10 protein-coding genes are annotated in these 12711 nt (G+C 62.0%); 6 read left to right on the top strand and 4 right to left on the bottom strand.

Annotated elements, in window-relative coordinates:
• Positions 1-73: 73 nt before the first annotated feature.
• The 3 genes from AC3A3G_RS00050 to AC3A3G_RS00040 all read right to left on the bottom strand — a co-directional run bounded on the left by AC3A3G_RS00050 (position 74) and on the right by AC3A3G_RS00040 (position 3942).
• Positions 74-1807: a retron Ec67 family RNA-directed DNA polymerase/endonuclease gene (locus AC3A3G_RS00050; protein ID WP_487487235.1), complete on the bottom strand. Its 1734-nt coding sequence runs from the start codon at positions 1805-1807 to the stop codon at positions 74-76.
• A gap of 339 nt (positions 1808-2146) precedes the next feature.
• Complete coding sequence (locus tag AC3A3G_RS00045; protein ID WP_487487234.1) at positions 2147-3082, bottom strand: nucleotidyltransferase and HEPN domain-containing protein; 936 nt, start codon at positions 3080-3082, stop codon at positions 2147-2149.
• Positions 3083-3360: 278 nt separating this feature from the next.
• Positions 3361-3942 carry an SOS response-associated peptidase family protein gene (locus tag AC3A3G_RS00040; RefSeq protein WP_487487233.1) on the bottom strand — a complete coding sequence of 194 codons (582 nt, stop codon included), beginning with the start codon at positions 3940-3942 and terminating at the stop codon, positions 3361-3363.
• 121 nt (positions 3943-4063) lie between these two features.
• Between AC3A3G_RS00040 and AC3A3G_RS00035 the strand changes: the two genes are divergently transcribed.
• Positions 4064-4369 carry an energy transducer TonB family protein gene (locus AC3A3G_RS00035; protein ID WP_487487232.1) on the top strand — a complete coding sequence of 102 codons (306 nt, stop codon included), beginning with the start codon at positions 4064-4066 and terminating at the stop codon, positions 4367-4369.
• Positions 4370-4450: 81 nt separating this feature from the next.
• On the top strand, positions 4451-4699 hold the full coding sequence (locus AC3A3G_RS00030) for a hypothetical protein (protein ID WP_487487231.1): 249 nt from the start codon (positions 4451-4453) through the stop codon (positions 4697-4699).
• Between the two features lie 114 nt (positions 4700-4813).
• On the opposite strand, the gene ligD is transcribed toward AC3A3G_RS00030, so the two are convergent.
• Positions 4814-7378: a DNA ligase D gene (gene ligD, locus AC3A3G_RS00025; RefSeq protein ID WP_487487230.1), complete on the bottom strand. Its 2565-nt coding sequence runs from the start codon at positions 7376-7378 to the stop codon at positions 4814-4816.
• A gap of 237 nt (positions 7379-7615) precedes the next feature.
• On the opposite strand from ligD, the gene AC3A3G_RS00020 reads away from it, so the two are divergent.
• The 4 genes from AC3A3G_RS00020 to AC3A3G_RS00005 all read left to right on the top strand — a co-directional run bounded on the left by AC3A3G_RS00020 (position 7616) and on the right by AC3A3G_RS00005 (position 12406).
• Positions 7616-8653: a S41 family peptidase gene (locus AC3A3G_RS00020; RefSeq protein WP_487487229.1), complete on the top strand. Its 1038-nt coding sequence runs from the start codon at positions 7616-7618 to the stop codon at positions 8651-8653.
• A 726-nt stretch (positions 8654-9379) separates the two neighbouring features.
• Positions 9380-11044 (top strand): FAD/NAD(P)-binding protein, encoded by a 1665-nt coding sequence (locus tag AC3A3G_RS00015; protein ID WP_487487228.1) that lies wholly within the window; start codon positions 9380-9382, stop codon positions 11042-11044.
• Between the two features lie 11 nt (positions 11045-11055).
• Complete coding sequence (locus AC3A3G_RS00010; protein WP_487487227.1) at positions 11056-11559, top strand: DUF1543 domain-containing protein; 504 nt, start codon at positions 11056-11058, stop codon at positions 11557-11559.
• Between the two features lie 289 nt (positions 11560-11848).
• Positions 11849-12406, top strand: coding sequence for a type 1 glutamine amidotransferase domain-containing protein (locus AC3A3G_RS00005; protein WP_487487226.1), 558 nt, complete (start codon positions 11849-11851; stop codon positions 12404-12406).
• Positions 12407-12711 lie beyond the last annotated feature (305 nt).

Here is a 12711-nt window from a genome sequence, read left to right as displayed (position 1 = left end):
AGGTGTATTCGACCTGGGACAGCATCATACCCATCATGTTGTCCAGCTCGGTGAAGTGGACGAAGCTAGGCTATCAGACTGGCGGTTTGTAGTGATCGAGGACGTCGCTGACACGCTGGAGGAGTGGCGCAAACCCGTCCCATTTTAGGGTTTCAGCCTTCACCCGAACCACCTTCTCAGCGAACACGTGCTTGCCGTACTCCTTCGCTGGATCAGGTGTGCCGAGATTGAACTTCTTACCCCCTAGCTCCTCTTTAAGAAGGGCGGGCTCGAACATGTCCTCGATGCAAGTCTTCTTTTTCTTCCCGACATGCGGCGTTTTCACAAGGTAGAGGTTGTGCGTCACATGATAAAAACCATGACTGGAATTGTGATCTATGGCGACACCATAGTTTTGCTTTATGATCGCGAATATATCCTTCGCTCCGTCATCATTATCTAGAAGGAGGATAACGGGATGAGCTTGAGGTTTGTAACTAAACGAATCCATCATCTCTTTATATCGGATGACGAAGAACTTAAAGTTCCCGGACCCACCGTCCAACTCAAGGACTTTGTGCGTCTTATTGGCATGGTTGAAGAAACGGAGCGTGTTGGAGAAACCTTTGGCGGTAATCTGTCCGAGCTTAGGGTGAAAGCTCGCCAAATGACGGACCGATAGCGAGAGGTATACATTGTCCGTCTTGCCCTCCGTAAGAATCAACGGTTTGTCGAGCGCGACGAAATTGCGAAAGAAAATAAAGCGGCAGTAGAGCTTTCGAAACGCCGTCTTGTGCTTCCGTTTGTCGAATTCCTCGCGAAGATCGATTTGATCTTTCACGTGATGGATGTGAGCCAGGCGGCCTCCGATAGGGTGAAGCGATTTGATCGCAGCCCGGTCTCCATTGGAAACCGGCACCTTCCCCTTCGCTCGCGCTAGCGACTTCGTATCCAGAGGGTCGGCGTACTGCCCAGTTTTGAAAAGCGCATCGCACATGGCCCGTGTGCGCTTGTAATAATCGGATCGGATGTTCACCTTCGCGTTCACTGTAAGCCCCGTCACGAGCTGGCGGGACATCCGGCATTGCATGCGCGTTTTGCCGTGACTGACCTCAAAGCCAGCATCAGCGATCCGGCCTAGCAACTCGTCGCCAAGCTCCCAGACTTCAGGATCACCAGCCCTCTGCCTTGCAAGCGCGGACGGAAACGCCTTCTGATTCGTCGAGAAGGTGAGGTCGTCAGCATAGCGTGAGTACGTCACGCGCTCCCGCTTCGCCATCTTGGCCAACCGCACATCCAGCAGGTGCGCGAGCAGGTCTGCAATAACCGGAGAGCAAGGGCTGCCTTGAGGCAGCTCGTTCTCATGGCAAGCAATTTGCGCGATGAGTGTGGCGACCTTCTCGTTGAGCTCGAAAGCCTTACTCTTAATGAAAAAGCCACGGACACGCCCAAAGTTGAAGCTTGGGAAAAAGTCCTTAATATCTAAATTTAGAACGTAGCGGCGCCCGTGGTGAGGTTTCGCGTTCGTCACGATTGAGTGACGCTTCCGAAACCCGTGAGAAAGCGATCCGAGATTACTATCCTTATCGATTTCGTCGCGACACAAGTAGAGGATATTAGCTAATCGACGCTGGAGAAGCTTCAGCTGTTCCGTGGGCGCGCAGATATCTCGAACGCCGCCGCTCTTCTTTGGAATCTGGAAGTTCTCGTACTTCGCCGCGGAAGGCAATTTGTAGATAATAAAAGACAGCGCCTTAGGCTTATAACCTAACAGCGCAGCCAGATCGTCGATGCTCTCTGCCGCTCTCAAACTCTTTAAAATAGACACGGCACCGCCAAATTTAAGGATAGAGGCTTACAGGCACTCCTATGCGATCGAAGAGCCATTCATCTGTAATCAGACAAGCAGCAATAAAGGTCATTGGGAAGCAACGACAAGTCGTATTGCTTCATATGTCGCGAAACACGACAACAAATCTGCCTGTAAGCCAGATTCTGGACTAGCGCCAACAGAAGCGTATTGCAAGCGCCGGTTGCCCATTTGGGGCGCAATTGCGACGCGTCGCGCCCCCTTCCAAAGGAACAGAAGCTTCGGCAGAATCCACTTTCGGTCAGGAACCGTGCAAATGCACGCGCTTCAAGAACCGATTACGTCGCTCGACGCCCCTCAGGCTCCGGCTTCGACAGCTCTAGAAAGCACAGCTATACGCTCTTGGCTGGCGGCTGCGACCAAATCGCGAAGACGAACTACAGCCGCAAGTTGTCGCGCCAAGTCGTCCGCCTCAACATCATATTGATCGGAGTAGCGCGCCTCGACGTAAGCACGTTTCAGCAACTCGAAGCGTCGACGGTCGGCGCGCTGCTCTCTAGGCCAAGCGACGGTCAGGCGCTTGTCGCTGTCCTCGGCCAAGGAGCGCAAGAATTTGATGTTGTGGGAGCGCGGAAAATAGAAGGTGCTAACAAGCAAGAAGCAGATGTACGCGGACTCTGTCGCCTGATGCAGGCGGAACGCTGCATGCTTTCGAGCGTGTCGGCTTTCAGCTGCATCGCCCAAATGCTGCCGCGCTTCCTTAATCCACACGTCGATGTCACCTAGCTTCTCGTCAAAATACCGCTGGGCTGCATTATGCGCCTCCGCCGCCGTCATCGGCTGCGGCTGAGCGAACGGATGGCCCGGCAACTCATAGAGCGTCACGCCGTCGCGCAGGATGTCGGTCCAGAAATACTCGCCCCGGGTCAAGGCCTGGTTCACCTCGGCCATGGTGTGGACGATGATGTTGACCGTCCGCCCCACGGCGGGATCGCGCAGGATCTGGTCCTCGGCGACGTACCAGTAGTCGGCGATGTCGGTCAGCTTCTCATGGCTGACGATCACCAGCAGATCGAAATCGGACAGATAGCCGTTGTCGGGTTCATCGACCCAATCGCTGCGGGCGTAGGATCCGAACAGGATGATCTTCAGCACCCGGCCGTCGCGCCGCCACGACTGGGTGCCCCCGCCCCCGCTTTTGATCGCGGCTTCGAACTCGGTCAGCAGGGTCGTGCGGACGCGCTCCAGCTCACGCTGTTGCTTGGCCGGCAGGTGGTCGAGATCAGCGCGCATGATGGCGTCCGCCCTGCATCCGCAGCGTCGTCGGGTCGATGATCATGCCTGTCGCCTGCGTTTGCATCCGCGCCCCAAATCACTTCCGCACAAGCCTACCTCCCCTGCCCGCCAAGCGCCACAATGAGGGAGGGTGTCCGCCGGACAGTTGAGAACACGAGAGCTCGTGCGCCGACGCCTTTAGCTTGCGCCTGTACATAGCGGCGGCCAGCCGGGGACGCGGGACTGTCGCCGGTCCGGCGGCGCGAGGCAAGCCGCAGAGCTTCCCAAGCCGTGCGTTATGAATGCGCGGGCGGCCAGACGCGATCCACGGACAGCGCCCCGGCGGGCAAGGCCTTCAGCATTTCTCCCTCTGGCCGGGACAGGTCCAGCCAGGCCATCCCCTCCTCCGGCGCCAGCACCACGACCTGTCGGTCATGGTAGGGCGCGACATCCGGGCCGGGCTCCGTCGTCAGCATGGCGAAGGCGCAGTCGCGAATGACTCCCGCGATCCAGAACCAGGGCGCTCCGCTCATGGTGAACAGCCATTTGGTCTTTCGCTTCTCGCCCGGCTGAGCCTCAGTGAACTCATAGAAGCCGTCGGCCGGGATCAGACAGCGTGTCGATGCATCGAACCGTCGTCCGTCCGACCGAAAGTTGAACACGGGGCGACCGCCCGGCCCCTTCCACGCCCACGGCGTCATCGTCAGTTGAGGGGTCTCGCCTTCGAGTGTGATGACCGCGGCCCGATCACCAATACGGATGTCATCCGTCGCCGGGAGGTTGGGCTGGCCATCAGGAAAATGCAGCGGCCTGTCCGTTTGGCGGAAGACATCCCCGATCACGTTCACCGGGACGTGGAGGCGATAGTTGTTGCACATCGCGTCAGCTTCTCATGGCGCCGGGGCCTTGTGGAGTCGCAGGCGCCGTCACCGAACGTTCGAAGCCGAACAGGAGGAACCGAGCATCGTCGCGGAAGTTAACGGCTCGGAGGGTATGACCATGATCATCATCGCCTTGGCCGCCGCACTGATGCTGGACGCCTCGCCGAAACTAGAAACGGTGGCGAAGCTGACCGCGCGCGAGGCGCCGGCTCAGGAAAACCACGCTGCGCCGATCCTCGCCGTCGCCGTCACGCTGGAATGCACAGCGCGCGCGACCGGCCAGGTCGAGAATTGCCGCGTGCTGGGAGAGACCCATCCAGGCCTCGGGTTTGGCGACGCTGCGGTCGCCTTGATGCGAGACGCAACCGTTGAGCCAGGCGACGAGGACTTCCAGTTCGCCCGAACGATCCAGTTCACCCCCTAAACGTCTGATCCGTCGCCAAGGGCGGCGTTCGCAACACCCACAGCCTTCAGCCGTTGAACGGCTTTGAAAGGGAGACCGAACATGCCCAGGTCCATACTCCTGACGGTGGGAGCCGTCGCCCTGCTCACGCTTGGCGCCTGCGGCAGCCGGGACGCCGAGCGTTCCGCGCCTGAAGCCGCATCCATGGAGGATGACGCCACATCGGACCTCACCATGGGCGCGGCCGCCTCCAATCCGGGGGTGACCCAACAAGCAGGTGTCGCCCAGACACCTACGCAACAGGTCGATCAGGGCGGGCAAGAGGGATCGAGCGCGCCGTCGCCCCAGTAACGCTCGCCCGAACGCTCAGCTAACGCTTCCGCGAGCTTGTCTGGGGTCATGATAGCGCATTAGCCGAGTCGGTCAGGCTCAAGAACCAAGCTGCAGCAATGAAGCGGCCGCCGCCTAGACCCCCATCGCTTTCAGCGCCGACTTCAGGCTAACCGCCGAGGCGCGGAAGTTCGCCCATGGATCGGGCTTCTTCAGCAAAGCCCTATAAGTCCAAAGGTTGAATGCAGCCGGATCCAACCCAGCCTTGACCTGCGCCCATGAGAGGGGGAACGCGATCCCCGCCCCCGGTCGGGCGCGCGGTGACCAGGGCGCGACCGCCGTCGCCATCCGTCCGTTCCTCAGATAGTCGATAAAAATCTTTCCGCCCCGCGCCTTCTTGGCGAGGGTGGTCGTGAATCGCTCGGGCGCCTCAGCGCGTATTTGGTCGGCTACAGCCTTGGCGAACGCCTTGTTCTGGTCCCAGGTGACACGCGAGCGGGCGTCCGTCTTGATCGGCACGACAACGTGCAACCCCTTGCCCCCGGTCGTCTTAACGAAGGCCGTCAGGCCCAAAGCCTCGACCTTCGCCTTCACCACCTTGGCGGCAGCGATCACATCGGCGAAATTCAGCCCTTCGTCGGGGTCCAGATCGAAAGTGATCTGGTCCGGGATTTCCGGCTTGCCAGGCGCGCAGCCCCATGGATGCAGTTCCAGCCCGCCCGACTGGGCGATGGCGACCAGACCGCCCACATCGACCGCGGCGACATAGGGCGTGCGCGCTTCGACATCGATCAGCTTCAGACGCGGGTTCGACCCCGCCATGGCGTGGCGCTGGAAGAAGGTCTCGCCGGCGATGCCCTCGGGCGCGCGAATGATCGAGGTCGGCCGATTCGCCACATGGGCCAGGATCCGCTCGGCCGCCGCCTCATAGTAGCGCGCAAGATCGGCCTTGGTAATCGCCGGCCGGTCATCCACGGCGGGCCACAGCACCTTGCCGGGGCTGGAGATCGTCACCCCTGCGACAATCTCCTTGCCCGACTTTCCAGCCGACCGCGTCGTCGTGTTCAGCTTCTTGCCGCCGGCACCCATATCCGTCGGCGCCTGAGGCGCCTGCGTCACCTCGGCGGCCGTCTTGTCTTCGCGCAAGCCCTTGAACGCCGCCTGTCTTAGGGAGCCCGCTTCGGTGTATCCCCCATGCTCGACTTCGACGACCAGAACCGGCTTGACCCAGTGGATGTCTTTGGCCGCCTTCGGCGCGCGTGGACCAGAAAATGGCGATCTGTCTGTAGCCACGCCCTTCAGCGCCGGCACCAGCATCTTCGTCACCGCTTCGCTATAGCCGGTCCCGACGCGTCCCAGATAGCGAAGGCCGGTCTTTTCCTTCACGCCGACCAGCAGCGAGCGAAAACGCGTCCCTCCTTCCGACGACCACCCGCCGATCACCACCTCGTCTCGCCCACGGCATTTGGACTTGAGCCAGGTCGTGGACCGCCCCGCGTGATACGGGGCTTCCAGCTTCTTGGAGATCACACCTTCTAGGTCCATCCTGCACGCGCTCTCGAGCACGGCCTGCCCTGATGAGGCGAAGTGCTCGACGTAACGCATCCGACCCGCTGCTCGCTTGGCGATCCGGTCCATATAGGCTTGTAGCCGCGCCTTGCGATGCGAGAGCGGCAACTTGCGCAGATCCTCCGCGCCCTCGAACAACAGGTCGAAAGCGAAGTAGACAAGGCTGCCGGTCTTCTCGTTCGAGATTGCGGCCTGGAGCGCCCCGAAATCAGGCATGTGATCGTCGTCCAGCGCGCACAACTCACCGTCGATCACGGCGTCCGGCCAAGTTGCGGCATCCGCCGACAGCTCAGGGAACCGGTCACTCCAGTCCAGACCCTTGCGTGTCCGCAGCACCGCCCGACCGCCACCGATCCCGATCTGAATGCGATAGCCGTCAAACTTGATCTCATGCGACCAGCCCACTCCGCCCGGCGGATAGTCCGTCACCTTGCACAGTTGGATCGGCGCAAATGGTGGCGGCTTTTGCGCCTTCAGCGCCGCTTTCGACGACCTGGCTTTGGCCGGGCCCTTTTGCGGTGTCGGCTTGGACGACGTCCTTTCCTTGGCGCCCTCTGCGATCTCGGCCAGCGAGCGCCCCGTGGTTACGGAGGCGTCGATCTCGGCCAAAGCCCCCCCCTCGCCTGCCACCGCGAAGTCGTCTTTCTCCTTCAACAGCAGCCAGTTGTTCCGCTTGGACGGCCTGCCGCGATCGTTCTTCAACCGGATCAGCGCCCACTTGCCCTTCAGCCGCTCGCCGTGAAGGACCATTTTGATTTGCCCCTTGGCCCAGGCCGCCTCCAGGTCCGGCTCCTGTGGTTCCCACGTGCCGACGTCCCACATCTGCACTGTGCCGGCGCCATAGTTGCCCTCGGGTATCGTGCCCTCGAACGAGCCGTAGTCCAGCGGGTGATCCTCGACCTCCACTGCAAGTCGCTTGACCGCCGTGTCGCGCGACGGCGCCTTGGTCACGGCCCAGGACTTCAGCACCCCGTCCGCCTCAATGCGGAAATCATAATGTAGCCGCGTCGCCGCATGACGCTGGATTAGATAGCGAAAGGCGCCCGTCGATCGCCCGCCCCTGGCGCCCTTGGGCTCGGGAGTCTCGCCGAACCGGCGCTTGGTTTGGTAGGTCTTCAGTTCGCCACGCATCCAGCCGTAATCCCTGCTGGAGTAAACCGTTGCGGCTCATGTCGTCAGGATCAGAGACTCGGTTATGTCGACAGCATGCGGGCGGGCTTCAGCGCGGAGACTCGAAACTGGCAGCGGCCAGGCGCTTAACCGCGCCCATCCCGTTGCTGACTCCCAAGCCGCCTACATGACCGAGGATTAACTGGCGGCTTGCCGGATCTTCAGACTACCAAGCCTGAACATTGATTTAGGTCCGTCATGCTCCTCCCCCTTCTCGCCGCCTTCTCGCTGACACAACAGCCTTCGGAGCGTTTCGACGCTGAGACGCGCATCAAAGACGCCGTCGCTGTCGTTCGCCCCGTCGCCTATCGCAGCCGGCAGGTCGAATGGGACGCCCTTGCCGAGGACATGCGCCATCGCGTCGAAGGGGCCGCTGACGACATCGACATGCTTCCGGCCTGGGCGGCCCTGGCGCGTGGATTGGGCGACGGCCATTCCTTCGTCCAACCGACCCCCGAAGCGGTCGCCGCCTGGCGCGAGCGATACGGCGACCGCCCGCTTATGCCTGATGCGCCGCCTCGGCCTCGTCCTGGCTCGCAGTTCATGAAGCGGGCGGAGATCGAAGCCCACACGCTTGCTGTTGGCCCCAATCACGACGCCGAGCTGATTACCGTGCCCTCCGTCTCTGGTTTTGGCGAAAATGCGGTCGCCTACGCCTCGCGACTTTTCGGCGCCGTCGCCGACTCCGGCCCGCGCACCTGCGGCTATGTCCTGGACCTGAGAGGCAATACGGGCGGCAATGTGTGGCCGATGCTGCTTGGGCTATCGGGCCTGCTTGGAGACGGTCCGCAGGGCCGGAGCGAGGACGCCGACGGACTGATCGAGGACTATGCCACGCTTAAGGAGGGCTCTGCGGTCGTGCTCGCCGAACAGGGACGCGGCCTGACGATGATGACAATCGACAACTGGCGTCCGATCCCATCGCTCGCCGTCGCACCCGTCGCACTTCTGCTGGATGACGCGACCGCCAGTTCCGGCGAGGGCGTTGCGGTCGCCTTTGCGGGGCGCGCCTCCACCCGCACCTTCGGCGTTCGCACCTATGGCGTCGCTTCCTCCAATGAGGGCTATCCGCTGGCCGACGGCACCAATGTGGTCGTGACCACGGCCATGATGATGGATCGGAATAGCCGAACCTACCTGAAGGGGATCGAGCCGGACCAGGTCATCGATGGTGAAGGCGAAAATCCCGTTGACGCCGCCCGTACCTGGCTCGCCCGTCAGTCGTCGTGCAATTAGCCGCGCCTGGCTTGGAGGCAGGATTTCCGCGCTTCGTTTGCGTTGAACGAGGGCTCTCACAGCCGGGCAGACAAACGTTCACTTCCTGCGCGTGGCAGAGCATCGAGCCGGCCGCAGACCTAGGTGGCAAATGCACCAACAGCGGGCATTCGCTAATCGCCAGAAACGCGACATTCGGGCGGATCTCGAATGTCCGCGTTCCGGTCGGTCGCGCCCAAGACGGTTCCCGACCCGTTGCGGACGTTGCCATGGAAGCGCGAGCGGTTACGCTCAAGACGGTGACAGAGTATCGGTACAGGCAACGCTACCAGAGCCCTGATGGGCAAGCAGCCCTCACACTTGAGGAGGGTGATCATGGCTTGTGGCGGTTCACCGTCTGGAAGTGGGTGGAGACGCAAGGCGACCATAGTGAGTTTGAGCACGCATACTGGCTGCCTAGCTTCCAATCGGGTTTGTACGCAGCGGTAGCCGAAGCGACAGCGGCTGCCAGAACGCAGGTTGACTGGTTCCGACCTCAGGTCCGCTAACCACCCCTTCCAGACTCTCGGAAGGTCCGCTTCAGCGCGCACGTTCGCGTAGCAACTGCCGCGGTGCGTCGCAGTGGCCGACCCGGAGAACTATCCAGCCTTAGTGGGCTGGGCGGGGTGGACGTCGGGTTTTTTTGGCCGAAAGACAAAATGCCCATCTGCCAGCGGCGCCTTCGCCCTTGTCGCGCATTGTGGTGCCATGACGCCGTCAATCGCTTTCGTCGGGGCTGGCCCGACAGCCCTATACGCTCTTCACGCCCTCCTTTTAGAGGGAGCATGCGCCGCACAGATCACCGTGTTCGAGGCGCGAGCGACGGCCGGATCCGGCAGCCCGTACAGTCCCGATTGGAACGACCGGGCCATGTTGTCGAACATCGCCAGCGTCGAAATCCCCCCGGTCATCGACACCCTGGCAGACTGGCTGGCCGCACGATCGGACGCCGAGCTCAAGGCTCTGGACATCGACCGCACCGCACTGGACGAGCGCACGTTCGTGCCCAGAATCGCCCTCGGTCAATATCTCGAAAGCCAATTTAAGGCGATGGTAGAACACGCCCAAGCCGGCGGCGTGGCGATCAGGGTCATGACCGGATGTCGCGTCGTTGACGCTGTGAATCGACGCGAGGGTATCGAGCTGACCATCACCTCTCGGTCGTCAGAGCTGACGACGAAGGCGGTCTTCGACCATGTAGTGCTGGCCACCGGCCACCAATGGCCGTCCCGCCAGCAAGTGCGTCCCGGCTATTTCCTCAGCCCTTGGCCGGCCTCGACAATCGCAGCTCTGCCGGCGACCGGCGTCGGTATCCGCGGTTCCTCGCTCACGGCCATCGACACGGCCGTCGCTCTGGCAGGGTCGCATGGCGCCTTTACCCGTGACGGCGACGCGCTGGTCTATGTGCCCGCGCCAAACACGAGCGCCTTTCGCATCACCATGATGTCCCGCAAGGGCATCCTGCCGGAGGCCGACTTCTACTTCCCCCTGCCGCATGCCCCGCTAGATATCTGCACGCCGGAGGCAGTCGCGGCCATCATCGGACAGGCCCGGACAGGCCTGCTCGACGCCGTGTTCGACCTGTTCCGCCGCGAACTGATGCTTGTCGATCCCGCCTACGCCGCCGAGACGGATCTGGCCAATGCGACGATCGAAGTCTTTGGCGAAGCCTATTTCGCCAGACGTGCCGAGACCGATCCCTTTGTCTGGGCCGCAGCCAACCTGGAAGAAGCGCGGGCGAACCACGCCGCCGAGGTTACCGTGCCGTGGCGCGACGCCATTCTGCGCATGCACGAGGTCATAGCCACCGTCGTACCCCATCTCGACGCCGCGCAGTTCGATCGCTTCAACCGCGTATTCAAGCCGGTCTTCGTAGACGTCTATGCTGGAGTGCCGCATGAATCGATCGAGCGGATGCTCGCCCTCCATGCGGCCGACAAGCTGGAGGTCATATCGCTCGGAGACGACCATCTGATCGACACCCGGCGGCCCCACGGCGGCGCTCGCGTCACCATAGGCGGGAAAACCCGCGACTTCCCGATCTTTATCGAGGCTACCGGCCAGCGGGCACTGTGTGCGATCCAATTCCCGTTCCTATCGCTGCTGGAGCAAGGCATCGTCCGTGACGAGGTGGCCAACGATGCCCCCGACATCGTGCGTGGCATCGCTGTCGATGACCTGTTCCGTCCGGTCGACGCGCCCCTGCCGCCGGACCGGCTTTTCTGTCTTAGCCTGCCCTTCCTGATGAACCGGCACCCCTTCGCCCAAGGCATCACCAGCTCGCACGAGATGGGAGGGATCGTCGGGCGCCGGCTGGCGTTTGTCGTCGATACCGCAAAGCCCGTGCCCCGTCCGGGCGCCGCAGCGGCCTGAAGCGAGGACTGATGAAACTGTTTGCGATCTACATCGGGGGCGAACATCCGGGCGCGAATATCGAGGTGCACGACATGCGCTTTGTCGTCGCCCCGGCAATCGAGGCGACATATCCGACCCTGCTGGCCCAATGGTGGGGCCGGGAAGGCAGCCTGCATGTCGATTGCTGGTCGGAGATCTCGCAAGCGGACGGGTATGAAGTCAGTCTCCGCCCCGAGCCCTACGAGGGCAAAGAGAAGCTCTACTACGTCAACCTCGGCGGATATGACGGCGTGGCCTTTGCCGAGCAGCATCGCAACGTCTTCGTCGTCGCCGACAGCCTCCCGGCCGCCAAGGCGCGCGCCATCCGATTGGCGTCTGACTGGACCGACGCCCACCGAGACGAGATGTACGAGGCGGAACAAGCCTTCGCGCTTGACGACGCCGCGCAGGCCCAACGCCTGCACATTCATCTCACGCCCCGCCTAATGTCTGGCGACCCGGCCTTTACCTGCCATTACACCCCGCTGCGCTAATCCGATCCACAGGGTACCACGCGTTGCCTTCCCGCCACCGGACCGCCTGAAGCTCACGCGCCCGCCGCTGACTTGAGCTCGCTCCGGTAGCGAGACCTCGAAGTCCCAAGGAGAAGGCTCGACTGGATCCGCAACCTATTGCGCCCAGGGGTTGAAGCCAGTCTCTGTCTGGCCGGATCGATGACGTCGGCCTCTCTCTGACTTGTTGTCGGGCGGGGCCGGCCGGAAAAGTGGAACGATCTTCGGATCATGCGGTTTCCGCCCCGAACCCAATAAACAGGAGCCGCCCATGACCACAACCGCCCTCAACGGAAAGACCATAGCGGTGCTCGCAACGGACGGTTTCGAACAGGTCGAGCTGACGCAGCCAGTGGAGGCTCTGAGGGCTGCAGGCGCGACCGTCGAGATCGTGGCTCCCAAGGCTGGCGAGATTCAGGGTTTCAGACACCACGACAAGGGCGACAAGACCGTCGTGGATCGCACGCTGGAGACCGCCAACGCCAACGATTATGCCGGCCTCGTCCTGCCTGGCGGCGTCATCAACCCGGACGCCTTGCGCCTTGAACCCGAGGCCATTGCCTTCATCGGCGCCTTCATCGAGACCAGCAAGCCTATCGCTGCCATCTGCCATGGTTCCTGGCCCCTGATCGACGCCAATGCGGTCAGCGGTCGGCGAATGACCTCATGGCCCTCTCTCAAGGCAGACCTCACCAACGCCGGCGCCAACTGGGTCGACGAGACGGTCGTGGTCGACAACGGCCTGGTCACCTCCCGCAACCCGGACGATCTGCCGGCCTTCTGCGCAAAGATGATCGAGACGTTCGCCGAAGGCCGCCACTCACGATAGTGACGGATCCGGCCGCGTCCAGATTGGCCACGCCTCCCGGGCGCTATGTCGTTATCCGCGAGCGTTTGTGGCGCGCGTCGAATCCACGCCTAGCGAACTCGCCCCACAGGCGGTCTATTGTTGTTAACAATTATGAGCCGCGCTCAACAGCATCACTCGCGTGCCGTCATCCAAGAGGCGTCGAGGATCTAGAGGCTGGCGGGTGTTTGTGGACGGTTTAGGCTGAAAAGCGCCATGTGTGGACGGCTCCCCGTTGGCAAGGGTTGATCTGATGTTCTGCTGAGCCTGGTCGGTGCGGCCATGTG

This window comes from Brevundimonas sp. Soil_N_31, from assembly GCF_057655995.1.
The sequence above is the reverse complement of the archived record's forward strand: the minus strand, read 5'-3'. Positions and strand labels throughout refer to the sequence as shown.